General features: G+C 55.6%; 25 protein-coding genes and 2 pseudogenes. 13 read left to right on the forward strand and 14 right to left on the reverse strand.

Annotated features, from left to right (window positions below; translation table 11 throughout):
* Positions 1-2: 2 nt before the first annotated feature.
* Positions 3-2437, reverse strand: a pseudogene (ynfE, locus tag ABLV04_RS19520) (selenate/tellurate reductase subunit YnfE).
* A 150-nt stretch (positions 2438-2587) separates the two neighbouring features.
* Positions 2588-2857 carry a DUF1161 domain-containing protein gene (locus tag ABLV04_RS19525; protein WP_117136711.1) on the reverse strand — a complete coding sequence of 90 codons (270 nt, stop codon included), beginning with the start codon at positions 2855-2857 and terminating at the stop codon, positions 2588-2590.
* 101 nt (positions 2858-2958) lie between these two features.
* Here ABLV04_RS19525 and ABLV04_RS19530 point away from each other — a divergent pair, with 101 nt between their 5' ends.
* Positions 2959-3693 carry a YnfC family lipoprotein gene (locus ABLV04_RS19530; RefSeq protein WP_348816083.1) on the forward strand — a complete coding sequence of 245 codons (735 nt, stop codon included), beginning with the start codon at positions 2959-2961 and terminating at the stop codon, positions 3691-3693.
* Here the strand turns inward: ABLV04_RS19530 and speG are convergent.
* Both speG and ABLV04_RS19540 read right to left on the reverse strand, forming a co-directional pair.
* Positions 3687-4247 (reverse strand): spermidine N1-acetyltransferase, encoded by a 561-nt coding sequence (speG, locus tag ABLV04_RS19535; protein WP_004206037.1) that lies wholly within the window; start codon positions 4245-4247, stop codon positions 3687-3689. The genes ABLV04_RS19530 and speG overlap by 7 nt on opposite strands.
* 66 nt (positions 4248-4313) lie before the next feature.
* Positions 4314-4655 (reverse strand): DUF1283 family protein, encoded by a 342-nt coding sequence (locus ABLV04_RS19540; RefSeq protein ID WP_004206035.1) that lies wholly within the window; start codon positions 4653-4655, stop codon positions 4314-4316.
* Positions 4656-4763: 108 nt separating this feature from the next.
* Between ABLV04_RS19540 and ABLV04_RS19545 the strand changes: the two genes are divergently transcribed.
* The 4 genes from ABLV04_RS19545 to ABLV04_RS19560 all read left to right on the forward strand — a co-directional run bounded on the left by ABLV04_RS19545 (position 4764) and on the right by ABLV04_RS19560 (position 8957).
* Complete coding sequence (locus ABLV04_RS19545) at positions 4764-5126, forward strand: YnfA family protein (RefSeq protein WP_072140454.1); 363 nt, start codon at positions 4764-4766, stop codon at positions 5124-5126.
* A 114-nt stretch (positions 5127-5240) separates the two neighbouring features.
* Positions 5241-6524 carry an MFS transporter gene (locus tag ABLV04_RS19550; RefSeq protein WP_023289556.1) on the forward strand — a complete coding sequence of 428 codons (1284 nt, stop codon included), beginning with the start codon at positions 5241-5243 and terminating at the stop codon, positions 6522-6524.
* Positions 6525-6793: 269 nt separating this feature from the next.
* Positions 6794-8257: a fructuronate reductase gene (locus ABLV04_RS19555; protein WP_348816085.1), complete on the forward strand. Its 1464-nt coding sequence runs from the start codon at positions 6794-6796 to the stop codon at positions 8255-8257.
* 268 nt (positions 8258-8525) lie between these two features.
* Positions 8526-8957 carry a universal stress protein gene (locus tag ABLV04_RS19560; RefSeq protein ID WP_048334875.1) on the forward strand — a complete coding sequence of 144 codons (432 nt, stop codon included), beginning with the start codon at positions 8526-8528 and terminating at the stop codon, positions 8955-8957.
* 51 nt (positions 8958-9008) lie between these two features.
* On the opposite strand, the gene ABLV04_RS19565 is transcribed toward ABLV04_RS19560, so the two are convergent.
* Together ABLV04_RS19565 and ydfG are read right to left on the reverse strand one after the other, a co-directional pair.
* Complete coding sequence (locus ABLV04_RS19565; RefSeq protein ID WP_004206025.1) at positions 9009-9695, reverse strand: GntR family transcriptional regulator; 687 nt, start codon at positions 9693-9695, stop codon at positions 9009-9011.
* A 91-nt stretch (positions 9696-9786) separates the two neighbouring features.
* The gene (ydfG, locus tag ABLV04_RS19570) at positions 9787-10536 is read right to left on the reverse strand and encodes a bifunctional NADP-dependent 3-hydroxy acid dehydrogenase/3-hydroxypropionate dehydrogenase YdfG (RefSeq protein WP_023289559.1); all 750 of its coding nucleotides are present in this window, start codon (positions 10534-10536) and stop codon (positions 9787-9789) included.
* Between the two features lie 130 nt (positions 10537-10666).
* On the opposite strand from ydfG, the gene dcp reads away from it, so the two are divergent.
* Positions 10667-12712 (forward strand): peptidyl-dipeptidase Dcp, encoded by a 2046-nt coding sequence (gene dcp, locus ABLV04_RS19575; protein WP_135719499.1) that lies wholly within the window; start codon positions 10667-10669, stop codon positions 12710-12712.
* Positions 12713-12960: 248 nt separating this feature from the next.
* On the forward strand, positions 12961-13563 hold the full coding sequence (locus ABLV04_RS19580) for a LysE family translocator (protein WP_348816089.1): 603 nt from the start codon (positions 12961-12963) through the stop codon (positions 13561-13563).
* On the opposite strand, the gene ABLV04_RS19585 is transcribed toward ABLV04_RS19580, so the two are convergent.
* The gene (locus ABLV04_RS19585; protein WP_348816091.1) at positions 13558-14451 is read right to left on the reverse strand and encodes a LysR family transcriptional regulator; all 894 of its coding nucleotides are present in this window, start codon (positions 14449-14451) and stop codon (positions 13558-13560) included. The genes ABLV04_RS19580 and ABLV04_RS19585 overlap by 6 nt on opposite strands.
* A 206-nt stretch (positions 14452-14657) precedes the next feature.
* Here ABLV04_RS19585 and ABLV04_RS19590 point away from each other — a divergent pair, with 206 nt between their 5' ends.
* The gene (locus ABLV04_RS19590) at positions 14658-15194 is read left to right on the forward strand and encodes a GNAT family N-acetyltransferase (protein WP_102006430.1); all 537 of its coding nucleotides are present in this window, start codon (positions 14658-14660) and stop codon (positions 15192-15194) included.
* Between the two features lie 78 nt (positions 15195-15272).
* Here ABLV04_RS19590 and ABLV04_RS19595 read toward each other — a convergent pair whose 3' ends face one another.
* The 3 genes from ABLV04_RS19595 to ABLV04_RS19605 form a co-directional block, all read right to left on the reverse strand.
* Positions 15273-15944, reverse strand: coding sequence for an SOS response-associated peptidase (locus ABLV04_RS19595; RefSeq protein ID WP_348816093.1), 672 nt, complete (start codon positions 15942-15944; stop codon positions 15273-15275).
* Positions 15945-16411: 467 nt separating this feature from the next.
* Positions 16412-17047, reverse strand: coding sequence for a LuxR C-terminal-related transcriptional regulator (locus ABLV04_RS19600; RefSeq protein WP_072420480.1), 636 nt, complete (start codon positions 17045-17047; stop codon positions 16412-16414).
* A gap of 411 nt (positions 17048-17458) precedes the next feature.
* On the reverse strand, positions 17459-17563 hold the full coding sequence (locus ABLV04_RS19605; protein WP_022065603.1) for a YnaM/YnfT family protein: 105 nt from the start codon (positions 17561-17563) through the stop codon (positions 17459-17461).
* On the opposite strand from ABLV04_RS19605, the gene ABLV04_RS19610 reads away from it, so the two are divergent.
* The 3 genes from ABLV04_RS19610 (at position 17514) to ABLV04_RS19620 (ending at position 19205) form a co-directional block, all read left to right on the forward strand.
* A complete protein-coding gene (locus tag ABLV04_RS19610; RefSeq protein WP_224222711.1) occupies positions 17514-17615 on the forward strand; it encodes a hypothetical protein in 102 nt (33 codons plus the stop codon). The genes ABLV04_RS19605 and ABLV04_RS19610 overlap by 50 nt on opposite strands.
* A gap of 435 nt (positions 17616-18050) precedes the next feature.
* On the forward strand, positions 18051-18524 hold the full coding sequence (locus ABLV04_RS19615) for an Hsp20 family protein (RefSeq protein ID WP_023289594.1): 474 nt from the start codon (positions 18051-18053) through the stop codon (positions 18522-18524).
* 168 nt (positions 18525-18692) lie between these two features.
* Positions 18693-19205 carry a 2-oxo-tetronate isomerase gene (locus ABLV04_RS19620; protein WP_023289595.1) on the forward strand — a complete coding sequence of 171 codons (513 nt, stop codon included), beginning with the start codon at positions 18693-18695 and terminating at the stop codon, positions 19203-19205.
* 20 nt (positions 19206-19225) lie between these two features.
* Here the strand turns inward: ABLV04_RS19620 and ABLV04_RS19625 are convergent, their stop codons facing one another.
* Positions 19226-20443, reverse strand: a complete 1218-nt coding sequence (locus ABLV04_RS19625; RefSeq protein WP_180265962.1) for a diguanylate phosphodiesterase — start codon at positions 20441-20443, stop codon at positions 19226-19228.
* Between the two features lie 399 nt (positions 20444-20842).
* Between ABLV04_RS19625 and ABLV04_RS19630 the strand changes: the two genes are divergently transcribed.
* A complete protein-coding gene (locus ABLV04_RS19630) occupies positions 20843-20962 on the forward strand; it encodes a small membrane protein (protein ID WP_137910593.1) in 120 nt (39 codons plus the stop codon).
* A 29-nt stretch (positions 20963-20991) separates the two neighbouring features.
* On the opposite strand, the pseudogene kbvR reads toward ABLV04_RS19630, so the two are convergent.
* Positions 20992-21590, reverse strand: a pseudogene (kbvR, locus tag ABLV04_RS19635) (LuxR family transcriptional regulator KbvR).
* Positions 21591-21912: 322 nt separating this feature from the next.
* On the opposite strand from kbvR, the gene ABLV04_RS19640 reads away from it, so the two are divergent.
* Positions 21913-22821: a helix-turn-helix domain-containing protein gene (locus ABLV04_RS19640; protein WP_044522848.1), complete on the forward strand. Its 909-nt coding sequence runs from the start codon at positions 21913-21915 to the stop codon at positions 22819-22821.
* A 26-nt stretch (positions 22822-22847) separates the two neighbouring features.
* Here the strand turns inward: ABLV04_RS19640 and ABLV04_RS19645 are convergent, their stop codons facing one another.
* Both ABLV04_RS19645 and ABLV04_RS19650 read right to left on the reverse strand, forming a co-directional pair.
* Positions 22848-24212: a GntP family transporter gene (locus tag ABLV04_RS19645; protein ID WP_180265961.1), complete on the reverse strand. Its 1365-nt coding sequence runs from the start codon at positions 24210-24212 to the stop codon at positions 22848-22850.
* Between the two features lie 56 nt (positions 24213-24268).
* A complete protein-coding gene (locus tag ABLV04_RS19650; RefSeq protein ID WP_032452753.1) occupies positions 24269-25051 on the reverse strand; it encodes an HPr family phosphocarrier protein in 783 nt (260 codons plus the stop codon).

Genomic DNA, 25051 nt, shown 5'->3' on the forward strand with positions numbered 1-25051 from the left:
CCTTAAACCTTCTCGATGTCGACCAGGTTGGTATGCTGCGGATTCCCTTTCGCCAGCGGCGACGGGCGATGGGTGGTCAGGGTATTCATGCAGGCGCCATGGTCAACCCGGTCCCCGGCCATATTGGCGTCGTGCCACGCGCCCTGGCCCATCGCCGATACGCCCGGCATGATGCGTGGCGTCACTTTCGCCGGCAGCCGGACTTCGCCGCGCTGGTTGAACACCCGCACCAGATCGCCGTTTTTAATCCCGCGTTTTTCCGCGTCCAGCGGGTTGATCCACACTTCCTGACGGCAGGCGGCCTGCAGCACGTCCACGTTGCCGTAGCTGGAATGGGTGCGCGCCTTATAGTGAAATCCAAACAGCTGCAGCGGATACTGGCTGCGCAGCGGATCGTCCCAGCCTTCAAATGTGGAGGCATAGACCGGCAGCGGACTGATGACTTCGTCTTTCTCCAGCTGCCAGCGGGCGGCAATTTCGGCGAGCCGGCTGGAGTAAATCTCAATTTTGCCGGACGGGGTTTTGAGCGGATACGCTTCAGGATCGCGGCGGAAGTCGCGATAGGCGACGAAGTGGCCGTTCGGGTCCTTGCGTTTGTAGATGCCCATTCGCTTCAGCTCATCGTAGGCCGGCAGCGCCGGATCTTTCGCCACCATTTGGCGTACAGATGCTGCAGCCACTGCGCCTGAGTACGTCCCTCGGTAAAACGCTGGTAGACATCGTCGCCGAGCCGTTTCGCCACTTCGCTTAAGATCCAGTAAATCGGTTTGCGTTCAAATTTCGCCGAGGTGGCGGGCTGGATGAAAATCAGATAGCCCATATTGCCGGCGTAATCGTTGGGAATAATATCTTCCTGCTCAACGGTCATCAGGTCGGGCAGCAGCAGGTCGGCGTATTTCGCTGACGAGGTCATAAAGTTGTCGATGACCACGATGGTTTCGCACTTGCTTTCGTCCTGCAGGATCTCGTGGGTCTTATTGATGTCGGAGTGCTGGTTGATGAGGGTATTGCCCGCGTAGTTCCACAGGAACTTGATCGGCACATCCAGCTTCTCTTTGCCGCGCACGCCGTCGCGGGTGGCGGTCATCTCCGGGCCTCGAGCGATGGCGTCGGTCCAGGTGAAGCAGGAGATGGCGGTTTTCACCGGGTTTTCCAGCACCGGCAGACGCTCGATGGTGATGGTGTAGGTCGATTCGCGGGCGCCGCTGTTGCCGCCGTTGATGCCGACGTTGCCGGTTAAGATCGGCAGCATGGCGATCGCCCGGGCGGAGAGTTCGCCGTTGGCCTGGCGCTGCGGCCCCCAGCCCTGGCAGATGTAGGCCGGTTTGCTCATGCCGATGTCGCGCGCCAGCTTAATGATGCGATCGGCGGGGATGCCGGTGATACGCGAAGCCCACTGCGGCGTTTTGGCGACGCCGTCGTCGCCCTCGCCGAGGATATAGGCTTTATAGTGGCCGTTTGCCGGCGCCCCGGCCGGCAGCGTCTTCTCATCGTAGCCGACACAGTATTTATCAAGGAACGGCTGATCCACCAGATTTTCGTTAATCAACACCCAGGCGATACCGGCGACCAGCGCGGCGTCTGTGCCGGGGCGAATGGGGATCCACTCATCTTCGCGACCGGCGGCGGTATCGGTGTAGCGCGGATCGATAACGATCATCCGCGCGTTGGAGCGCTCGCGGGCCTGTTCCAGATACCAGGTAATGCCGCCGCCGCTCATGCGGGTTTCCGCCGGGTTGTTGCCGAACATCACCACCAGCTTACTGTTTTCAATATCCGAGGTGCTGTTGCCGTCGTTACTGCCGTAGGTGTAGGGCATGGCGCAGGCGATCTGCGCGGTGCTGTAGGTACCGTACTGGTTAAGCGAGCCGCCGTAGCAGTTCATCAGCCGCGCCACCGGCGAAGCGGAAGGCGAGGAGCGGGTCATGTTCCCGCCGACGATTCCTGATGAGTAGTTAATGTACACGGCTTCGTTGCCATATTGCGCGACGACGCGTTTCAGACGGTCAGCAAGGGTATCCAGCGCTTCCTGCCAGCTGATACGCTCAAATTTGCCTTCTCCGCGTTTGCCGACGCGCTTCATCGGATAGTTAAGGCGATCCGGGTGGTTGATGCGCCGGCGAATCGAACGCCCGCGCAGGCAGGCGCGGACCTGATGATCGCCGTAGCGGTCGTCGCCGGTGTTATCCGTTTCCACGTAGACCACTTCATCATCACGCACGTGCAGCCGCAGGGCGCAGCGGCTGCCGCAGTTGACCGAACAGGCGCCCCAGACAATCCGGGTGTTGTCGCCGGCAGCCTGCTGGACCGCCGCCGCGGCGCTGCGCAGCGTAAAGGGCAGGGGAAGCCCGCCGGCGGCCAGCGCCAGAGAACCGAGGGCTGTGGATTTAAGTAGCGCGCGTCGGGTGACGCCGCCGGAAGATTCCTGATTCGACATTGCTCACTCCATGATAGTTATGCTGGGCGGAGAAGGTCCGCCGCGTCATTAACAGACGCCGGGGTGAGCGATAATACGTTATGGGTAGCCGGCAGATCTTATCCCTGGTCAATGCAGGGATAAGATCTTTCGTTTGAAAGCGAGGCGGGTTTACTGAGCGTCGTTTTCGGCGGGATTGTCGCTGTTACGGGTGTAGGTGATTTTGAAGGTGTCGTTGGCGCAATGACCCACCACCTGAGCGCCGGGCTGGTCCGCCTGGTCGTTTGGCACGATGGCCAGACTGAAGGCCGTTTCCGGTACGCCATTGTTAATGATCTTCTGTTGAATATCATTTTTGACCCGTTCACAGGAGTCGGGGGCCGCCAGCACGGTCGTGGAGCACAGCAGCAGCGCGGCGCCTGTCCAGAGGGATAGTTTCATCTTACGCTCCTTATCGATGGTATCCAGATTTAAGCATAGCAGAACTGGTGTAAACAATTGTATTTGCTAATATGATTGGATGTACACAAAAGGAATCATCTGTGAAAAGACTGTATTGGCTGATCCCGGCAGCGCTGCTGCTGACGGCGTGCGACCGCGAAAGCGCCCCGGAAGCCTTCACCCCGGAGATGGCGAGTTTTTCCAATGAGTTTGAGTTCGATCCGCTGCGCGGTCCGGTGAAGGATTTTAGCCAGACGTTACTGGACGAACACGATGTGGTGGTCAAGAAGGTGAGCGCGCAGCTGTCAAAAGAGGGATGTTTCGATCTGCTGACGCTGGAGGATGTGGAGAATAACACCGGCGCCACGCTGCTGCTGGACGCCAACTATTACGTCGATGGCCGCACCCATGAAAAGCGGCTGCGTCTGCAGGGGAAATGTCAGCTGGCGGAGATGCCCGCCTGTCAGCTGGCGGAGATGCCCGCCACCGGCGTGAGCTGGGAAACGGATGATAACGGCTTTATTATCAGCGCCCGCGGCAAAGAGACTACCGCCACCTACCGTTACGACAGCGATGGCTATCCGCTGGGGAAAACCACCACCGCCAAAGAGGAGCGATTTACCGTCGCCTCCACGCCGTCGAAGGATCCGCGCAAGAAAATGGACTATACCGCCATCAGCACCTTCAACGACCGCACGCTGGGCACGGTGCGCCAGACCTGCGACTACGATCGCCATGACAATCCGCTGAGCTGTGAGCTGCAGGTGATCGATGAAAGCGTCCAGCCGCCGCTGACCCGTCACTACACGATTAAAAACCGCATTGATTATTACTGAGCCGTCGGCTTCAGCAGAGACGGGCCCGGCGTTTTGTGTTCCGCCAGATACTGATGCTGGAACAGACACATGCGGATGGTGTTGCGGTACTCGCCGTTAATGAAAAACTCATGGATCAGTTCACCCTCGACCATAAAGCCGAGCTTGCGGTAAATATGGATCGCTTTTTCATTCTCTTTATCCACAATCAGATACAGCTTATACAGATTGAGCACGGTAAAGCCATAGTCCATCGCCAGCCGCGCGGCGCGGGTGGCGAGGCCTTTTCCCTGGAAGTCGGGTGAGATGATGATCTGAAATTCGGCCCGGCGGTGCACATGGTTAATTTCCACCAGCTCCACCAGTCCGGCTTTATCGCCATTGCATTCGATCACAAAGCGACGCTCGCTTTGATCGTGAATATGCTTGTCGTACAGATCGGAAAGCTCAACGAAGGCTTCATAGGGCTCTTCAAACCAGTAGCGCATCACGCTGGCGTTGTTGTCGAGCTGGTGAACAAAGCGCAAATCTTCGCGCTCAAGGGGGCGGAGTCTGACGTGTAGCGCGTCGGTCATGGGAATTCCTGTGGTCAAAGCGGAAAAGAGGGGACTGAAAGGCGGCGCCCGCAGGCGCCAGCGTGCTCAGGGATTGATCGCCCGGCCGGTGCGGCGGTCAAGGCAGCGCAGGGTGTTTGGTTCCCAGTAGGCATTGACGTTGGCGCTCTTCTGGCAGTTATCCTGCGCGTCAAAGGCGACATCGGTTTTGTCCCACTCTTTTTCCGCCCGTTTGTTCACCTTCTGGCGCAGGCTGCGGGTGTCGTTCCATTGCTCTTTTTCCATCGACGCCTGCTGACGGCTTTGCGCGCTGTCGCCGGACTCAATCACCAGCCGGTCGGTGGCCGCGAACGAGCTGGAGGTATAGACGACGGCGCTTAACGCCAGAATGGCGGTCAGGCACCAGCGTTTGTTCAGTGTCATGTTCATCACGATTTCCTTTAAGTGATGGGTTAACCCTCAGGTTAAGTTTACTACAGCTATTTTGCCGGGCATAGCCGACGAAACAGCGTAGGGAAAGGGCTATTATCGCGTAGAATAGTTCAACGCTTTGTCTCTTTTACGAATCTTTTAATGCTCAAAACAACGCTGCTGTTCTTTGCCACCGCCCTGTGTGAAATCGTCGGCTGCTATCTGCCGTGGCTATGGTTAAAGCGCGGGGCCACGCCGCTGCTACTGATCCCCGCCGGCCTGGCGCTGGGTCTGTTCGTCTGGCTCCTGACGCTCCATCCGACCGCCAGCGGGCGGGTATATGCCGCCTACGGTGGCGTCTATGTTTGTACGGCATTGCTCTGGCTGCGGGTCGTTGATGGGGTCAAATTAACCCATTATGACTGGGCGGGCGCGGCCATCGCCCTGTGCGGCATGCTGATCATCGTGGCCGGCTGGGGACGAGCGTAAGCCCGTCTTGTGTGATCCCTGCCACTTTTTTAAACCCTAATTCTTGTATGGTAGTCGACCTGTTGCCTTACTTATCAGACATCATATTGGGTTATGACTCTGTAAGGAATCACGATGGCTATTGAGACATTTGCCCCACAGGCGGGCGCGACGCCGCTGCGCATCCGTCGGGTGCAGAAGATCACTCTGACGCTGCTGTTTATCGCCGGGATCGTTAACTTTCTTGACCGCTCTTCCCTGAGCGTCGCCGGGGAGGCGATACGCGCCGATCTGGGTCTGAGCGCCACCGAGTTCGGGGTGCTGCTCTCCGCTTTTTCGCTCTCCTATGGCTTCGCGCAACTGCCCTCGGGCATTTTGCTGGATCGCCTCGGACCGCGGGTTGTGCTGGGCGCCGGGCTGATATTCTGGTCTGCGATGCAGGCCCTGACCGGGATGGTCAATTCATTCTCGCATTTTATTCTGCTGCGCATTGGCCTCGGGATCGGTGAAGCGCCGTTTATGCCCGCCGGCGTGAAATCGATCAACGACTGGTATGCGCAAAGAGAGCGCGGCACGGCGGTGGGGATATTTAACTCCTCGACGGTGCTGGGGCAAGCCATTGCCCCGCCGGCCCTGGTCATCATGCAGCTGGCCTGGGGCTGGCGGACAATGTTTGTGGTGATTGGTTTGGCCGGTATTCTGGTCGGCCTGTGCTGGTATGTGGGATACCGTAACCGGCGGCAATTTACCCTCCAGGAGGAGGAGCAACGCTATCTGGCCAGCGAGGAGGCGGCCCGGCCGGCGCTGAAACTGAGCGAATGGCTGGCGCTGTTTAAACGGCGTACCACCTGGGGGATGATCCTCGGCTTCTCCGGGGTGAACTATACCGGCTGGCTGTATATCGCCTGGCTGCCCGGCTATTTGCAGGCTCAGCAGGGGTTAAGCCTGGCGCGCACCGGCTGGGTGGCGGCGATCCCGTTCCTCGCCGCGGCGGTGGGGATGTGGGTCAATGGTCTGGTGGTCGACGCCCTGGCGCGCAGAGGCTACGACCTGGCGAAAACCCGCAAAACGGCGATCGTTGCCGGTCTGGTGCTGTCGGCGCTGGGAACGCTGCTGGTGGTGCAATCGTCCACGCCGACCCAGGCGGTGGCATTTATCTCTATGGCGCTGTTCTGCGTCCATTTCGCTGGCACCTCGGCCTGGGGATTGGTACAGGTGCTGGTGGCAGAACATAAAGTGGCGTCAGTGGCGGCGATCCAGAACTTTGGCAGCTTTGTGTTTGCCTCCTTCGCGCCGATAGTCACCGGCTGGGTCGTGGATACCACCCATTCTTTCAATCTGGCGCTGGTGATCGCCGCCGGGGTGACCTTCGCCGGGGCGCTGTGCTACTTCTTTATCGTCAAAACCCGCATCGATTAACCGACCAGGAAGCAACAGGCCCGCAGGGAGGCGCGGCCTGCGCCATGTTCCATCTTCTCTTACCGCTTCGCGGCGGATTTTCTCCTGCCATCCCAGAGATTTTGTGATCGCTCGCCAGCGACCACAACCTGGCAAAAGCTTCTTGTATGGTAGTTGACAGAAATCAAAGATGTTATACCAATTGCGTGAGATGGTTGAGGCACAAAGGCATTCTCCTCGAGAATTCTCCCAGAGAATAGTTGATGAGCCACATAACAACGAGAGTCATCATGGAAAACACCCTCTTAACCGCTAACGCCATACAGCCGGACTACGATCGCCGCGCGCTGGTCCCCCGTATCGTCCATCTGGGTTTTGGCGCGTTCCACCGCGCCCATCAGGCGGTCTACGCCGATATACTGGCTAGCGAGCACGGCAGCGACTGGGGCTACACTGAAGTCAACCTGATTGGCGGCGAGCAGCAGATCGCCGATCTCCGGCAGCAGGATCTGCTGTACACCGTGGCAGAAATGTCCGCCGACGCGTGGACCGCGCGCGTGGTCGGGGTGGTGAAGCAGGCGCTGCACGCCCAGGTCGATGGTCTCGAGGCCGTGCTTTCGGCGATGTGTGAGCCACAGGTGGCCATTGTCTCCCTGACCATTACCGAGAAAGGCTATTGCCATTCGCCAGCCAGCGGCGAGCTGCAGCTCGATCACCCGCTGATCGCCGCCGATCTCGCTAAACCGCGCCAGCCGAAATCGGCAGTGGGCGTGGTGGTGGCGGCCTTAGCGCGTCGCCGGGAGGCCGGGCTGTCGGCCTTTACCGTGATGTCCTGCGATAACATGCCGGAAAACGGTCATGTGATGCGCAACGTCGTCTGCGCCTACGCCCGGGCGCTGGACGCGGACCTCGCCGCATGGATAGAACAGAATGTCACCTTTCCGTCGACCATGGTGGACCGTATTGTCCCGGCGGTGACGGCGGAAACCCTCGATAAAATTGAACAGCTGGCCGGCGTGCGCGACCCGGCTGGCGTGGCCTGTGAGCCTTTCCGCCAGTGGGTGATTGAGGATAACTTTGTCGCCGGACGTCCACAGTGGGAGAAAGCGGGGGCGGAGCTGGTCGCCGATGTGGTGCCTTTCGAAGAGATGAAGCTGAGGATGCTCAACGGCAGCCATTCGTTCCTCGCCTATCTCGGCTATCTGGCCGGTTATCAGCATATCAACGACTGTATGCAGGATGACAACTACCGCCGCGCGGCGCTGGCGCTGATGCTGGACGAGCAGGCTCCGACCTTGAAAGTGCAGGGGGTGGATCTGTCACACTATGCCAGTCTGCTGATTGACCGCTACTGCAATCCGGCGCTCAAACACCGTACCTGGCAGATTGCCATGGACGGTAGCCAGAAGCTGCCGCAGCGCATGCTGGACTCGGTACGCTGGCACCTGGCGCACCAGCATGACTTCACGCTGCTGGCGCTGGGCGTGGCGGGCTGGATGCGCTATGTCGGCGGTGTTGACGACGCCGGCCAGACGATCGAAATTTGCGATCCGCTGCTGCCGGTGATCAAGGAGGCGGTAGCCGCCAGCGCCGATGGCGAAGCGCGCGTCAAAGCGCTGTTGGGCATTGAGGCCATCTTCGGCCGTGAGCTGCCGCAGGAAGCGCGGTTCGTTTCGGCGGTGACCCGCGCCTATGTTGCGCTGCAGCGTCAGGGGGCCAAAGCCACCGTTGCCGCATGGGCTGAGGCGCAATAATCGTTTATTCCCGGTGTCGGTCATGGGGTCGACACCGGCTCTTCTGCTGTTTCCGCACGGTTCCGCTGATATTTCATTTTTTGCTGTCGATCGCTTTTAGCAGACTAAAAATATGATCGAACGCAATGTCCTTACATAACTCTATATTTCCCTGATTTACTAAAGATAATTAGCTGTTATTTTTCCGAATAAAGTCTGGTCATTCACCGCAAAAATGGCATAGTTAAGTTATTGAAAAATCACTTTCTCTGGAAAAGGAGTGCGGGCCATGTATAAAAAGATTTTATTGCCTGTTGATGTTTTTGAAATGGATTTAAGCGATAAGGCAGTGCGTCACGCGGAATTTCTCGCGTCGGCGGAAAATGGCGAAATCACCTTGCTCAACGTTCTGCCGAACAGCAGCCGTTCGTTATTACGCGGGTTTACGGCGGATATTCGTAAATTCGAAGCCTATATGCAGGAAGAGTCGGAGAAAAAGATGCGCGAGGTGGCGCGACTGTTCGACATACCGATGTCGCGGATCCATACCCGGGTCGTCTTTGGTAACGTGCGCGATGAAATTCTGGCTATCAGTAACAACGAAGCGTTCGATGTGATAGTGATTGGCTCCCGCAAACCGGGGATCTCCACCCATCTGCTGGGCTCCAACGCCGAATCCATTTTGCGCTACGCCAAAACGCCGGTGCTGGTGGTCAGATAATCCTTTCCATTACGACGGCTGCGTCTGCCTTATTTCGCAGCCGTCTGATCCTTACTCTTCGCTAAACCAGTCGCGATTCTCCTGGCGGATCAACAGCACGGATTCGCTGATTTCATGCAAATGAATACTCATGGCTTTCTCGACCGCCTCGGCGTCGCGTTTTTCCAGCGCGGTGAAAATTTCATGATGCTGGCGCAGCAGCATCTCCGGGGAGGAGACATGGTCGAGGCTCATGTAGCGCACGCGGTCAATAGCGGCTTTGATGTTTTCCACCGTATCCCAGGCCAGCTGACAATCGGCAATAACTGACAACTTCTGGTGAAATTCATCATCAAGCAGGAAAAAGTCGTTTAACTGCTGACGGTCGACGGCAATACGCTGCTGATGAAGATTCTGCTCCAGCTGATAGACTTGCTCATCGTTAATCATACCAGCGGCACGGCGGACCACCGCGCATTCAATCGCCTGGCGGACAAAGCAACCATTGCGCACCTGAGATAGGGAAATTTTGTTGACGTAGCTGCCGCGCTGGGGACGGATCTGGATAAGTCCATTCTCCGCCAGCTTAATAAAGGCCTCGCGCACCGGCTGACGAGATACCGCAAAACGCACGGAGACTTCTTTCTCCGACAGCGGCGTGCCAGGCGGGATCAGGCAGTGAACGATATCCCGGCGGAGGATGCGGTAAATTTGCTGATTGACGGGTTGCGTCGGATTCAGTTGCGATTCTGCGGCCATTGATGGTTACTTTTTATGGGGTTATGCGCACTATTTTACGCGTTTTTTGCGGTTCCGCCCATACCCGGCCAGCAGGCCGGGTGGCTGACGGTTAGCCCTGGCGGTGAACGCTGAGTCCGGCAAAGCTCTGGCTCACCGGCATCATCTCCAGGGTGTTGATGTTGACGTGTTTCGGCAGGGTGGCCACCCACCAGACCGCCTCGGTCACATCTTCCGGCGTCAGGGCTTCGGTGTTCTCGTAGGTTTTACCGGCTTTGGCGTCATCGCCTTTAAAGCGGACGTTCGAGAACTCGGTGCCGCCCACCAGGCCCGGCTCGATGTCGGTGACGCGCACCGCGGTGCCGTGCAGGTCGGTGCGAAGATTGAGGCTGAACTGACGGACGAAGGCTTTGGTCGCCCCATAGACGTTACCGCCGGCGTAAGGCCAGCAGCCTGCCGTGGAGCCGATGTTGATGATGTGGCCGCGATTGCGCGCCACCATGCCCGGCAGGACGGCGCGGGTCATGTACACCAGCCCTTTATTATTGGTGTCGATCATATCTTCCCAGTCTTCCACGCTGGCGCGGTGCGCCGGCTCCAGACCGAGCGCCAGACCCGCGTTGTTCACCAGCACATCGATTGCCTGCCACTCGGCGGGCAGGTCGGCAATCAGCGTCTCAATAGCGGCGCGGTTGCGAACGTCCAGTTGCGCGATATAAAGATTATCGCCCAGCTCGTCTTTCAGCGTCTTCAGGCGCTCTTCGCGACGTCCGGTCGCAATCACTTTATGACCGTTAGCGACAAAACGGCGAGTAATACTTTCACCAAAACCGGCAGTGGCGCCGGTGACCATGATAATCATCTTACTGTTCCTCAACGCTTTTTGTGTTTTCATACCATAGCACGCACAGGCGGCGACCGGTAACTGAAATCATTGCGACCCCTTAAGGAGAAGCCTAATCTTACAGGATAAGCCTGTACAGGAGAGAAAGATGTCCGAACAAAACCCCTTTTTTAGCGTCAGTCTGTTGCCTTACCAGGCGCCGCGGTTTGATCTGATTGAAGACAGTCACTATCGGCCGGCGTTTGATGAGGGCGTCCGGCAGCAGCGCGAGGAGATCCGCGCCATTATCGACAATCCGCAGCCTGCCAGTTTCGCCAACACGCTCGAGGCGCTGGAGCAGAGCGGACAGCTGCTGGCGCGGGTGACGCGGGTCTTTTTCGCCATGGCCAGCGCCCATACCAACCCTTATCTGCAATCACTGGATGAACAATTTTCCGCCGAGCTCGCCGGGCTGGGGAATGATATCTGGCTCAACGAGGCTTTATTCCAGCGGGTGAACAGCGTCTACGAGCAGCGCGAGACGCTCTCGCTTGACGGCGAATCCCGGCGTCTTCTGACCCTGACATGGCAACGCTTTGTTCACGCCGGGGCAACGCTGGCCCCGGCGCAGAAGGCGGTGCTGCGCGCCCTGAACACCGAAGCGGCCACTTTGCAAAGTCAGTTCCAGCAGCGGCTGCTGGGGGCGGCGAAAAGCGGTGGCCTGGTGGTCGATGACCGGCATCAACTGGATGGCCTGACCGATGAGGAGATAGCGGCTGCGGCCGACGCGGCGCGCGAAAAAGGGCTCGGCGATCGCTGGCTGCTGACGCTGACCAACACCACCCAGCAGCCGCAGCTGCTTGCGCTGCGCGACCGGCAAACGCGGGAGAATCTCTTCGCCGCCGGCTGGACGCGCAATCAACAGGGCGATGAGCATGATACCCGTAGTCTGGTGCTGCGGCTGGCGGCGATCCGCGCGCAGCAGGCGGAACTGCTGGGGGCGACAAATTACGCCAGCTGGGCGCTGACCGATCAAATGGCGGCTTCTCCGGCGGAGGCATTGGGCTTTATGCGTCAGATTGCGCCGGCGGCGCGGGCGAGGGCGGAACGTGAGCTGGCGGACATCCAGCAGGTGATCAACAACGAAGGCGGGGAGTTTCGCGCGCAGGCATGGGACTGGCTCTATTACAGCGAGCAGGTGCGGCGGGCTGCCTATGCCATTGATGACGCACAGCTCAAACCCTATTTTGCCCTCGAGCGCGTGCTGCAGGACGGCGTCTTCTGGACGGCATCGCAGCTCTTTGGGCTCCGCTTCGTGGAACGCTTTGACATCCCGGTGTACCACCCGGATGTGCGGGTTTGGGAGATCTTCGACCACAATGGCGAAGGGATGGCGCTGTTTTACGGTGATTATTTCGCGCGCGATTCAAAGAGCGGCGGCGCCTGGATGGACGTGTTTGTCGAACAGTCGACCCTGCGGGAGCAGCGCCCGGTTATCTACAACGTCTGCAATTATGCCCGGCCGCAGAGCGGACAGAGCGCGCTGTTGTCATGGGATGAGGTGATCACCCTGTTCCATGAGTTTGGCCACGCCCTGCACGGACTGTTCGCCAGCCAGCGCTATGCCAGCCTCTCCGGGACCAATACCCCGCGGGATTTTGTCGAGTTTCCGTCGCAAATCTTCGAACACTGGGCCAGCCATCCGCAGGTATTCGCCCACTATGCGAAGCACTATCGCTCCGGAGAGCCGATGCCGGAGGCGCTGCGCGACAATATGTTGCGTGCGGCAACCTTCAATAAAGGGTACGACATGAGCGAGCTGCTGGCTGCTGCGCTGCTCGATATGCGCTGGCACACGCTGTCGACCACCGCGTTTCCGGACGAGGTGGATGCATTTGAGCAGAGGGTACTCCGGGAAGAACACCTCGATCTGGCGGCCGTTCCCCCGCGCTATCGCAGCAGCTACTTCTCCCATATCTTCGGCGGCGGCTATGCGGCAGGCTATTACGCCTATCTGTGGACCCAGATGCTGGCCGACGACGGCTATCAGTGGTTCGTGGAGCAGGGCGGTTTGACCCGTGAGAACGGTCAGCGTTTTCGGGAAGCGATTCTGTCGCGCGGCAATAGCACTGATTTAGCTGAACTGTATCGCCAGTGGCGCGGACACGATCCACAGATTGAGCCGATGCTGAAAAATCGCGGGTTGAGCGCATAGGCCATCGGGCGGTGAGAAGCGATCGATTGGGTGTTTTCCTTATCAGGCGCTTTTCACTGGCCATGCTTTGATCGCAGGAGATTTCGCCTGGCGCCGGTCAGGAGAAATAGCACGAAAATAATCAAATACACATTTAGAGAAAAGCCACTTAATCCCGTTGCGATATCGAGGTAGTCTTTCAATAACGTCATGCAGGTGGTAATAAAACCACCTGCCACGATATCTCTCCCTGGAAAACGGATAAATAAATGGTTTTGATCCTTACTATGCTTATGTTTGCGCTGGCCCTGTCATTTTCGCCAGGTCCGGTTAATATGGTTATTATCTCTTCCGGCGCTGCGCATGGATTCAGAAAAACATTTTCTTTCGTCTCGGGCGCCACTATTGGTTTTACATTGTTACTGGTTTTAATTAGTTTTGGACTCTACGCGGCCATCGCAACGCACCCCTGGTTTTTTAGCTATCTGAATATCGTTGGTTCGTTATTTATCTTGTTTCAGGGCTATAAAATTGCTACTTCACATCCGGAATGGTCACTGAAAAAAGCACAGGCGCCGGGGTTTGCGCAGGGTTTTTTAATGCAATGGCTCAATCCTAAAGCCTGGGCTGCCTGTGCCTCTGGCGTCGCCTTGTTTTCTGAACCCTCGTCGCGCCTGAGTATATCGCTATTTATTATCATCTACTTTTTTGTCTGCTATCTGTCCCTGGCAGCCTGGGCGATATTCGGTGATAAAATGTCAGCGATTCTCAAAAGCAGAGCACAGATCCGCCTGTTTAATCTGGTGATGGGCGGATTATTGTGCATGACTGCGGGTTACATACTGTATTCGCAGTCTATTACCTATTCATAGCGGCTGATGTTCAACGGCATTATAGATATAATTAATCAGTTTATAGGCCGCGCCGCTAACTGAAATATTGCCAGGCCATAGGGCATACACTTTTAGCGGGGCTAATGACCAGTCAGGGAGTAGTTCCTGCATGTCGCCGCGGCGGATATCCTCTTCGCAGAGAAAACGCGGCGGAGCGGCCAGGCCAATTTGTTGTCTGGCAAGGGCATAGGCGGCCTCAACACTATCGACATACACGCCGGGCGTATATTTTATTATCGCCCGTTCGCCGTTGCGATGTCTGAACTCGCGCACATTCTCCCTCATCGTCAGCCCAATCCACGGCATTGATTCAAGCATAGCGGGATGATCAATGGGGGGATAGCGCAGGAGAAAGCCCTTTGCTGCCACCAGCTTTCGCGGCAGAATAAACAGGTGCCGTGCCTTGAGAGCGCTATCGGGGAGCTCGCCAATGCGAAAGGCGACATCAATACTGTCGGCAATAATGTCCTCGCGCAGGTCACTATAAGAAATGCTCAGAGCAATATCCGGGTTCTCTTTAATGAAATTTGCAAGATGGTGAGTGAATGGGCTGTTTAAAAAAACGGCAGGTATGGAGATACGCAGCTTACCGGCTGTGGATACCGAACGTTGCTTAAACTCAATGACGCCTTTTTCATAAAGCTCGAGCATCGATCTGGCGGTCTCCAGCACACTTTCGCCATCTTGTGTTAGAGAAAGCTTTCGGGTATTTCTGTAGAGCAAAGCGCTGTTAAGGTTTTTCTCAAGCCTGGATAAATGTGCGCTTGCTGTTGCGGTCGACAACCCTAACGCCGCGGCGCCGCCTGAAACAGAACCGCTCTCGACAATTTTGGCAAAGACTATCAGGTAGCGGATGTCATCGATCATTTACAGTCCTGTGTTCACGCGGTAACGATATGCGTGGCGCCGATAAAAAGGGATCCCGTTTCCGGATTACCATATCCTATTTTTATTGCCGGAAGTATCTGTTTAATCGCGCTTCTCAGGTCCGCTTGAACGAGTACCAGGCATTCACAACGGCAGGGAGGGTTCGCGAAGCGTCGCGGGCCACCTCACTCGTCAAGGAGATACGTTTGCATATTGAGACTCATCGCCTGCGTCTTCGCCCTGTCATGGCTGAAGATGTCGCCGATCTTTACCGAATTTATGGCGATCCGGCGACCAATACCTTTAACCCCGCAGGACCCTACCCGGATATTGACTATGCCAGTACGGTTCTCCAGCGCTGGCTTGCCCACTGGCACGATCGCGGGTTTGGCAACTGGGCCATATCGGCGCGTGATGCCCCGGAAAAAATCATTGGCTTTGGCGGCTTAAGTATTCGCCGCTATAACGATGTCATCATCAACAATCTTGGCTATCGATTCGCAACAGAGGCATGGGGAAAAGGGCTGGCCACCGACCTCGCGACCTCGGCGGTAAGATATGGCTTCGAGGCGATCAAACTCACGGAGATTTCAGCGGTGGTGAGGGCGAATCATCTGGCTTCGCGAAAAGTGCTCGAGAAAGCAGGCTTGAGGTTCATCAACGAGATTGCCGATATAGAAAATGCGCCGCCGAGTCTGCTTTATTCGTTGACCTTAAGCGAGTGGTTAAGCCAGTCGGGATAACTCGCGGGGGCTTATTGGCAAGGCTGGATCGCACCGCAGCCGGCGCATCAGGCGGGGGATCGGCACAGAGTTAGGTGCTCACTCTACTGGCTCAATTAACGCTGGCCCCTGATTGTTCACATTGCCGACCGCCCGCGATACCGCGTGCCAGATGAAATCGTCGGCGGAGACGCTTCCGACCCTGGCAATCTCCGCCGCTTCCGCGCCGGTGAGATCCTGCCTCATCCATTCCCGGGCGGCTTCCGGCGTCAGGACCAGCGGCCGGCGGTCATGTATATCGACAAGACCGCGATCGGCGGCAGCGGTCACCAGCAAAAATCCTTCGGCGCTGTCCCCGCGTTCGAAGGGGGGGCTGCCAATAGCGGCCATAAATATCGGCTGGCCATCCTTCCGCTGGATGAAGTAGGGCTGCTTTTTGTCTCCGACCTTTTTCCATTCAAACCAGCCATCGGCGAAGCAGATCGCCCGCCCGTGCTGCCACAGCGGTTTGAACATCCTGCTGGTGGCAGCGGTTTCAACCCGGGCATTAATCAGCGGTGATTTATCCCACCATCCCGGCGCATAGCCCCAGTGAACGGGATCGAGGTGGAGTTGCTCATTCCTTTCACTCAGGAGTAACACTTTTGTCCCGGGCGCGACGTTATATCGCCCAATGGGCACCGGGTCCCAGGGGATATCGCTTTCGGCCTCTTCTGCGAGAAACGCCAGGTATGCTTCCCGCGTCTGTGCTTGCGCAAAACGTCCGCACATCGCCACCTCCAGCCAGATGTCTGACTAAAAGTATAGAACAGCAGAAAAAAGGGACGCCTTACCAAAAACCACAATCATTCCACAGGGAGAGGCTATAATTTCAGGCCATCATATTGCCAGACGTCTCTGCAATAACCGTTCGGTGTGGTACCTGGCTTTTTCTCTTTACGAGTAATCTTTATTACCCTAATAACCGGGGCTAGAGAGAAGGCTTCTTCTCTTTTTATTGCTTTTCAGAATTATCGTATGTGGCTTTACCTTTGTCTGAAATGGTTGGCGTTTGGTTGTGTTTGAAAACTTTTACCCCTTATTATTTAAAAATCATCTTTTACTTTGAAAAGGTTGTTTATGAGTAACTGGCTATTATTATCCCTGGCGGTAGTATTATTATTGACATCATTATTTTTTGGTCTCTCCTATGTTAAAGATCGAAGAAAAATGAAGATGCGATTTAACAAAACTCGACGTTAACCGATCCTTCCTGAGGAAAGCGCAAGAGCAACGGATGAGAATTTCGTCAACTCTTGTTTGGTGGCTATTTGGAATTTTTTCATGATATTGATTTTATGGGAAAAGACCGTTTTATGGCTGATACCTAGTTCTTGCGCTATCTGCTGATTATTCATTCCCGTTCTGATCGCATCGATAATATAAAGTTGTGATTTGGTCAATGTTAATCGAGGGCATTTTACACAGCGTCTGCTGTCTTTTACCTGGCTACTAGCAATCGACGCTGTTGACTCCATCAGATGTTTCGCAATCTGATTTTTTATACGGTGCAATCCGGTGTTGATACTAATAAAAGTAGCATCACGTAGACAATACGGTATCCGATCAACTTGCATAGCACTATCGGTGGGAACGAAAATAAAAATAGATGTGTGTTCGGGGATTTTTTTGAAAACCGGGTGGCATAGATAATGTTCACCGGTCGTCATTTCCGTAAACAGCATATCTATCTGACCGAGAGTATCTGGTGAGTATTGCAAAATGGAAAAAGGTGTACAGATGTTTTCTTCCTTTGCGACCTCGATAAGAAGTTCACAAACACCTCGATTAAGAAATATGTTTTCAGTATTAATGAAAATATTAGTCATAGTAATGCCGATTGTCAAAATATTAATATTTTTAAGGGGGAGAGTATTTACAGTATATGGGATTAGGATATTTCTAATAGCTAATAAAATCAATAAACCCATTTTTGAGACTTTATCTGGAAAAGACTTTAAAAAGCATATAAATCAATGTGTTGATTTTGGGCTTTGCCCTGTTGTAGCCGGTGATTTGGCACAAACTGCTTAAATTGTACATATAACAAACATTAATTCTGGATTGGAATGTATTAATTCAAGTGATGTATTTAGTGCATGAATCATTTATTCAAAAACGGTTCGGTTAGGGCATACTCTTGTCAATAATGCCTGAGCGGAAGCAGAAGTGGTCCTGACCGGATGCCGGTAGAGGGCGCTATCACGCCGCTGCATCAGGTGAATGGCAACGGCGTCCAAAAGGGATTAGTTATCCGGGTTGTTGGAGATGCCTTTCCATACCATCCCCAGACCGATCAACATCGACGCGAAGAGGGCGAACAGGGTGGTAGAGATAAAAATGCCGGTCATAGTGATGCCTCAGAAAGTGCGTATGCAGGTTATTAGGCACGGAGGGAGGTGAAAGGTTCCTTCCCTGACGGCGTAAATTTTCGCCAGGGTCTTCCGGCTGGCGCCAGCGAGGCCAAAGTGATGTCGAGGCCGCCGCTGTTGGCGAAACGATCGTCAGGGGAACCGCATTTCTCGTGGCGCTATTGCAGGGCGACGGGTGAGGGGGCGCGATTCGGGCGTTGACATCCCCTTGAACAAGTAATATATACATGACGCTTCTGTTTATTGAATGTTAAACAGCATCAGTTATGGGACTCAGAAGCACCCCAGCCCCCGCCGTCTGGCGGGGGTCACTTTCCCACCTGACCTGGTTATTTCTTTCTGTGGCTGACGATGAAATTTTTTATTTCGGGTCTTGAAAAACGCGCTTTAGCTATTATTTTATAAAGCGGACAAGCAATGCTTGCCTTTATGTTGAGCTTTTGAATGGATATTCAGGAGGTTAATTATGGCACTCAAAACCTTGTCAGCACTCCCGGTATTTGCTGATTCCCTTTTTGCCGATCGCTTTAACCGTATCGACCGTCTTTTCAGCCAGTTAACGGGCGATACGCCGGTGGGGACCTTACCAGCCTACGATTTACAGAAAGTGGATGACAGTAATTTCCTGCTCAGCGTCAGCGTGCCTGGCTGGAAAGATGATGAACTGGAAATAGAGACCGTAGGCGGTAATCTGCATATTACCGGTAAACGCGCGCAAACCGAAAATCATTCCGGAAACAGCCAGGGCTGGATTTATAAAGGCATTCGCCGGGCTGATTTCCAGCTTAGTTTTTCGCTTCCCGAACACGCCCAGATTAATCAGGCGCAGCTGGAGAGCGGGATCTTAAAAATTGCTATCCATCAGGAGATCCCCGAGAGCGAAAAACCGCGCAAAATTGCCATTGAGAACCAGGGGCGGGTGATCGAACACAAAGTGTGATCCCGCTTCTGTGCCGAGGGAGTTCCTTTCAAGGCCCGCGCTGCGGGCCTTTATTTTATCCACTCAGGGTGGCGTAAACGGCCTCCAGGCGACGAGAGAAATCACTATGCTATCCTGTTAACAGGGCAGTGAGGCGGTGATACTTTTCAAATTCGGCGAGGAGTGAGAATGGCTGACGAGATCGATAAAGACGCACAACATACTCATCAACTGACCGCCGAGGTGGCCCGCGCGCTTATCGCGCGCGGCTGGCGGCTCACCACTGCGGAATCCTGCACCGGCGGCAATCTGGCGGCAGCGCTCTGCGCTCAGGCTGATACCGCGGCCTTTTATGATACCGGCGTGGTTACCTTCAGCGATGAAGCCAAGCGCAATGTGCTGCAGGTGCGCGCGGAAACCCTGGCGGAACACAGCGCTGTCAGCGAAGCGTGCGTGAAGGAGATGTCCAGCGGTATGCTGGCGATAGCCGGGGCCGACATCGCCATTGCCATCAGCGGCTATGCGGGACCGGAGGGGGGAGAGGATGGTACCCCCGCCGGCACGGTATGGTTTGCCTGGAACTTTCGCGGCCAGATCGAAACTCAACGGCTGCGCTTTACCGGTGACTGTGAGACAGTGGTGGCGAAAGCGGTGCGCTTCGCCCTGGCGGCGCTGGGCGAAAAGCTCCCCCACTGGCAGTGACGCTGCCGACTACCGCGGCCTTACAGATCCGTTGCCTGACGCGCTATCGGCCAGCAAATTTCCCCGATGCCGTTCAGGCACGGTCGGGAGAAAAGGAACCCCTGAAACAGGCGAATGCCCACCGACTGCAGCCAGCACCACTCTTCCAGGCTTTCGACGCCTTCCGCCACCACCGTGATGCCCAAATCCTCGCAGCAGCGCACCACCGAGGCGACAATCGCCTGCTTGGCGCCGCTGATATGAATATTTCGCACCAGCTCCGCATCCACTTTGATTTTATCGGGCTGAAAGCGGGTCAGTAACGACAGGCCGGAGTAACCCGCGCCAAAGTCGTCGATGGCCAGCTTCATGCCCGCGACGCGCAGCGCTTTGAGCACCTTGCGGAACTGGTCAAAGCAGGTGATCACCTCCGTTTCGGTAACCTCTATCAGCACCTGGTCCGGCCGGAGGCCGGCCGCCAGCAGGCTGTTCATCAGCCAGCCTACGGCGTCAGGGTGGTTATACAGCGAACCGGGCAGCAGGTTAATGGCCAGCTGATGTTTACCAAGCGGTAACTGCCCGGCGAGAGAGAAGGCATACGCTTTGCTCTCGAGGTCGAAACGGTAGCGATCCTCCGCCGGGATGGCGGCAAACATCTCCACAGGAGATCCGCCGGTGGGGCTGCGGATCAGCGCTTCAAAGGAAGAGACCCGCTTCTTGGCCGGCTCGACGATGGCCTGCAGGGCAAACTGGCAAGGTTGATCGGGCAGGTGGCGCGCCGTGGCAGTGGCCGGGGCAGGCATCATCGTCCAGCGAGAAGGCTGCAGCGGCTCGGGCAGACAATAGCGCCCACCGTCGGCGATAAAGGCGCTAATCAGGCGGAACATCCGGTCGTTGACCGGCTCGGTGACCCCAAACGAGCTAAAGCGCAGGAGCTCCTCCAGCGCGCTGTCGGCTTCGAAAAGACGAAGATCCAGCAGGCGCATCCCGGTGTCGTGAAAACGACGGTAGGCCGAATAGTCGCGCATCAGTTCCACCACGTCGCGATGGCGCGGATCGCTCTGTATCTCGTGGAATAACGACTCAAGATCTTCCTCGCTTCCCTCCAGCACCTGGAAGAACTGCAGCCCGTTAAACAGCAGAATACCGGTGATGCCAAGAGGCATGTTTTTTCCGCTGGCGCGATGAATTAAAGCGTCGAGATCGGTGGGCGGGCGGGCAGGATTAACCTGGCTGCGGTATATCAGGGTGGTTAGCATAATCATTCCGGTCGCTGCGGCAGAGCGTGATGGTCCGTACAGCGCGTATTGAGGGAGGTATGGCCAGCCCCTCGGAGAAGGGAGGCTGTTTTTTTACGACATTTAACCAACCGTGATGTCCGCTACGCGGAACGGGGGCTTCACTTTGTGATTACCTTCACTCTACAGGGAATCTGAGGTTTAGCTATCATTTTCTCATTCCCAATGCAAAAAAGGGCAAACAGGCCGCTCATTCCGCCTGCGGTATTGATCCACCGCCTTAAATTATCGGTTAACATTCGCCACCAGGAATTATCCTGCCATTATATTGCCCGCTCTCAAAAAGAGATGCTGGTCTTGCCTGATTAAAAGCAAATCCATATTATCAACGTAAGTTTAATTCCTTTTTTCAGGTCTGATATGAGCGACTTATTTATTATTTTGTGTCTGATTTTTTGTCCCGTCATTTCTTTATGGAGTGGTCTTTCTTATATTCAGGAAAGACGCAAAAGACGCTACGTCTTCCGTTCCAGAAGATAATCTGCAGAGGTAATATAATGACGATTGTATTAACGTCTGGCGAGTAGTTTTACGAGGTTGTTAAATTGCTGGCGGCTGTGCAAATTGAACTTGCTCATAATATTCTTTTTATGTGAATGAATGGTTTTGTGGCTAATTTTTAGCGCCGCCGCGACTTCATGCGGACTTAGACCAATACTGAACGCGTAAATGACTTTGGTTTGCGCATCGCTGACCGACTTGCAGGCGCAATTGATGCAACGCCGCAGTCGAGTGAAGGACGGGTCATGCTGAGGAGGCCAGGGGCGCTGAATCGCGCTGACTATCTCATCTTTAAGACGCTGAACGGGAGCGTGGGGAGGCATAAACACCGCCTGACGCAGACAGTTGGGTAAACCCTCTTCGGCGGTAGCTTGTTCATTGTCCTGAAAAATAAAAAGCGTGTATTGCTCTGGGGCATGCTGAAACAGGTCATGACACAGGTACCATTCTCCCGCCACCATTTCCGTGAAGATCACATTAGCTTGCGCCATCCCATCCGCGTTCCATTGTTGAGAAAACTGATACGCTGATCCCCGTAGGTCTTCATCGCTTCATCCACCAGCTCCGCAATAGCGACTCGCAAATAGTGATTTTTTATATTGATCAAAAAATTGTCATATAACTTCCCTGTGGGGTATGAAAAAAAGTGTCAGAATAAATTAAAGAATATAATGGTGATGCGCAGGCCTTTTTTGGCTGGGGTAATCTAAGGGATGTTTTTCATTAATGCAATATCTGCCAGGAAAAGTGAGATAACGGTGTGTTGGTATGCGAAAGTTCCTAATAAACAAAATGATAAGCATATATTTGAAGGCGTTTTAAGCGCTTTGGTAATTTTTTATTTTTGCGATGCATAAAAAGCTTAGTGGTTGCCAGTATCTGTTGCTAAAATTAGCGGAGGACAAGATTACAGGAAGTATGTGGTGCTTATGAAGCAAATGCTCTATTTAAAAATGCTGGCGTGGCTGGAGGATAATATCTACTGTAACCCGGCGATCGATGACCTGGCGCAGTATATGGGCTATTCGCGTCGGTTTGTATACGAGGTGTTTTATCAATATGGCCGGTTACCCATCGGGCAGTATATTCGCCTGCGGCGGTTGACCATCGCAGCGGTCAGTCTGCGTTTAACGCGGCAACCGATCGCCGCCATAGCCTGGCAGTTAAGTTACGATTCGCCGCAGACCTTCTCCCGGGAATTTAAGAAACGTTTCTCACTTTCGCCACGGGAGTACCGCTGCGCGGCGCACTGGGACACGGCAAAACTGTTAAAAAAATTCCCCACGGATGATGAGAGCCTGCCTTTGGCTCGGATCTGTTCCCTGCCGGAGCGGGTCTATTATGGCTACCCGATGAAGTATGAGCTGCGCCTGTCGGATATGGTGTTGCAAAGTACCGCCAAGACGGCTATCAGACAAAAGGTTGACCGCTTTTTCGCCGCTGGAGGCGGTTCGCTTTCCATACTCTCCGATTACGCGGCAGCGAGTCAAAATGAGCTTAACGTCGAGGTTAACGCCTTTGTCGGTTGTCACGAGGCGCGAAAGCCTTCGTCCGCGTTGACCACCCGGTCGGGGCTGTATGTGGGGGTTGAATTCTACGGCAGCTGGTCACGCTATGCCCGTTTGTCCAGCGATCTCTATCTGGAACAGTTGCCAACGCTGGGGGTAAGCCGTCGGGATGGGCATGACATTGAATGCTTTATGACCCGTCATGCGGAAGGAGGAGAGGCAGAGGAGAAGCGCTATCACGTACGCTATTTTATACCGGTGACGCTGTCAGCGGGAGGCCAGCTGCCGGGCAGCGATAATGAGTTAGTCCCCGCGAAGGGGACACGATAAGGTGGCCGGAGCCACCCGGGTGAATATTACAGTACAAACCACAGCAGCCAGGTGATCAGGAAGCCCGTCACCCCCATGATGGTGGTCAGTACGGTCCAGGTTTTGAGTCCGTCCGGCACCGAGAGCCCGAGATAGCGCGTGACCACCCAGAACCCGGCGTCGTTAACGTGCGATAACCCGAGCGAGCCGAAACAGGTCGCCAGCGTCACCAGCACCAGCTGCAGCGGCTCCAGCCCGACGACCGCCTGTGACAACAGGCCGGAGGTGGTAAGGATCGCCACGGTGGCCGAGCCCTGCGAGGCCCGAAGCACCAGCGACAGCAGGAAAGCGGCGGGCATCAGCGGCAGATGAATCGTCTCCAGCGCCTCGGCTAAGGCATTGCCGATGCCGGAGGCGACCAGCACCCCGCCAAAGGCGCCGCCGGCGCCGGCGACGAGGATCACGTCCGCCGAGGAGGGGATCGCGCTGCCGGTGACTTCTCCCAACTTTTTCAGGTTCATCCCCCGCCGGATGCCCAGCGTCCAGCTGGCCAGCCCCAGGGAGATCAGCAGGGCGACGGGCGGGGTGCCAATGACGGTCATCAGCTGGCGAATCGCGTTATCCGGCAGCAGCAGGGCCTGACACAGCGTTCCGGAAACAATCAGCACGATGGGCACCACGATCAGCCCGCTGATAACCAGCGCATTCGGCGGCGCCAGTCGGGTCTGCTGGGCGTTGACGGAGAGGTCGGGCACCTCGGCCGTTTGCTGCTGTTCCAGCACGTTAATCGACAGATGATAATGGCGCTGATTGATAGACCGGGCGACAAAATAGCCCACGATACCCACGACGATCGACACTCCAATTCCCGCCAGCATCAACCAGCCGACATCGCTATGCAGAATACCTGCCGCCGCCGCCGCGCCAGGGTGGGTTGGCAATGCCACATGGACGGTTAACATCACTCCGGCCATCGGTAGGCCAAATTTCAGCGGCGACAGATGGGCGACTTTACTGAAGCCGTAAATTAACGGAATGATGATAATAAAGCCGACTTCAAAGAAGACTGGCGTGCCGAGAATAAAAGCCACGATGGTTAAGGCGGCAATAGTCCGTTTAGAACCCAGCACGCCGGTCAGCGTTTTCGCCAGCGATTCGGCGCCGCCGGATATTTCAATAAGCACCCCCAGCATTGATCCCAAAATAATTATGCTGGCGATGTGGCCGAGCAGGCCGCCCATGCCTTTTTCAATGGTGGTAATGATTTTATCCGCCGGAATGCCGGTGGCGAACGCCACCAGCAGGCTGACGATCAGGAGCGCCACAAAAGGATGCGCTTTCGCTTTGATCACCAGCAGGAGCAACAGCACTACGCTGGCTAACGCAATAAGTAACAGCGCCGATGTCGACATAGTTTTGCCTCGGGTATTAACAGGTGTACAGAGAGTTATATTTTTAGAACCGCGCTTTATTTTTTCCGGTAGGGCGAGAACCATTCCAGTCCGGAAAGGGTATCCGCCCTGGGGATATATTCGCAGCCGATCCAACCGTCATAGCCGACGTTATCCAGCAACGCATAGATCCATGAATAATTAATCTCGCCCTCGTCCGGTTCATGGCGGTCGGGCAGGGAGGCTATCTGAATATGGCGGTACTGACCGGCATACTCGGTAATAAGATGGCTTAAATTGCCGTCCACTTTCTGCGCATGAAACAGATCTAATTGCACGGCGATGTTTGGCCGGTCGACCCGCTGCGCAATCTCCAGCGTCTGATATTGACTGTGGTAGAAATAGCCCGGTTTGGTCTGCGGATTCAGGGCTTCAATAAGCGCCCGCTTGCCGTGGCGGGCAAAGCGCTCGGCGGCGTAGCGCAGGTTATCGAAAAGCTCCGCCTCGCAGGCCGCGCGATCCATCCCCGGCTGCACCACGCCGGCCATAATATGCACCTGCGGACAATCCAGTTGGCAGGCGTACTCCAGCGCCAGCTCGATATCACGCCGGGCCTCGGCGCTCCTGCCCGGTAGGGCGGCGAGTCCCCATTCCCCGGCGTTAACGTCGCCGGGCGGGGTATTGAACAGCACCAGCTGCAGCTGGTTTTCCTGCAGGCGCTGTTTAATTTCCCCGGCGGCATACTCATAGGGGAACAGAAACTCCACGGCTTCGAAACCGGCGCGGGCGGCGGCGGCAAAGCGGTCCAGGAACGGCAGTTCGGTAAACAGCATGGATAAATTTGCAGCGAATTTTGGCAT

Source organism: Klebsiella sp. JN_Kp127 (genome assembly GCF_040062505.1).
Classification (GTDB): Bacteria; Pseudomonadota; Gammaproteobacteria; order Enterobacterales; family Enterobacteriaceae; genus Klebsiella; species Klebsiella quasipneumoniae.

What these genes read in the sequence shown, in the direction of transcription:
- ABLV04_RS19525 (WP_117136711.1), bottom strand. Translation starts at nt 2,857, where the DNA reads ATGAAACTATCCCTCTGGACAGGCGCCGCGCTGCTGCTGTGCTCCACG.
- speG (WP_004206037.1), bottom strand. Translation starts at nt 4,247, where the DNA reads ATGACCGACGCGCTACACGTCAGACTCCGCCCCCTTGAGCGCGAAGAT.
- ABLV04_RS19540 (WP_004206035.1), bottom strand. Translation starts at nt 4,655, where the DNA reads ATGAACATGACACTGAACAAACGCTGGTGCCTGACCGCCATTCTGGCG.
- ABLV04_RS19550 (WP_023289556.1), top strand. Translation starts at nt 5,241, where the DNA reads ATGGCTATTGAGACATTTGCCCCACAGGCGGGCGCGACGCCGCTGCGC.
- ABLV04_RS19555 (WP_348816085.1), top strand. Translation starts at nt 6,794, where the DNA reads ATGGAAAACACCCTCTTAACCGCTAACGCCATACAGCCGGACTACGAT.
- ABLV04_RS19560 (WP_048334875.1), top strand. Translation starts at nt 8,526, where the DNA reads ATGTATAAAAAGATTTTATTGCCTGTTGATGTTTTTGAAATGGATTTA.
- ABLV04_RS19565 (WP_004206025.1), bottom strand. Translation starts at nt 9,695, where the DNA reads ATGGCCGCAGAATCGCAACTGAATCCGACGCAACCCGTCAATCAGCAA.
- ydfG (WP_023289559.1), bottom strand. Translation starts at nt 10,536, where the DNA reads ATGATTATCATGGTCACCGGCGCCACTGCCGGTTTTGGTGAAAGTATT.
- dcp (WP_135719499.1), top strand. Translation starts at nt 10,667, where the DNA reads ATGTCCGAACAAAACCCCTTTTTTAGCGTCAGTCTGTTGCCTTACCAG.
- ABLV04_RS19580 (WP_348816089.1), top strand. Translation starts at nt 12,961, where the DNA reads ATGGTTTTGATCCTTACTATGCTTATGTTTGCGCTGGCCCTGTCATTT.
- ABLV04_RS19585 (WP_348816091.1), bottom strand. Translation starts at nt 14,451, where the DNA reads ATGATCGATGACATCCGCTACCTGATAGTCTTTGCCAAAATTGTCGAG.
- ABLV04_RS19595 (WP_348816093.1), bottom strand. Translation starts at nt 15,944, where the DNA reads ATGTGCGGACGTTTTGCGCAAGCACAGACGCGGGAAGCATACCTGGCG.
- ABLV04_RS19605 (WP_022065603.1), bottom strand. Translation starts at nt 17,563, where the DNA reads ATGACCGGCATTTTTATCTCTACCACCCTGTTCGCCCTCTTCGCGTCG.
- ABLV04_RS19615 (WP_023289594.1), top strand. Translation starts at nt 18,051, where the DNA reads ATGGCACTCAAAACCTTGTCAGCACTCCCGGTATTTGCTGATTCCCTT.
- ABLV04_RS19620 (WP_023289595.1), top strand. Translation starts at nt 18,693, where the DNA reads ATGGCTGACGAGATCGATAAAGACGCACAACATACTCATCAACTGACC.
- ABLV04_RS19625 (WP_180265962.1), bottom strand. Translation starts at nt 20,443, where the DNA reads ATGCTAACCACCCTGATATACCGCAGCCAGGTTAATCCTGCCCGCCCG.
- ABLV04_RS19630 (WP_137910593.1), top strand. Translation starts at nt 20,843, where the DNA reads ATGAGCGACTTATTTATTATTTTGTGTCTGATTTTTTGTCCCGTCATT.
- ABLV04_RS19640 (WP_044522848.1), top strand. Translation starts at nt 21,913, where the DNA reads ATGAAGCAAATGCTCTATTTAAAAATGCTGGCGTGGCTGGAGGATAAT.
- ABLV04_RS19645 (WP_180265961.1), bottom strand. Translation starts at nt 24,212, where the DNA reads ATGTCGACATCGGCGCTGTTACTTATTGCGTTAGCCAGCGTAGTGCTG.
- ABLV04_RS19650 (WP_032452753.1), bottom strand. Translation starts at nt 25,051, where the DNA reads ATGCCAAAATTCGCTGCAAATTTATCCATGCTGTTTACCGAACTGCCG.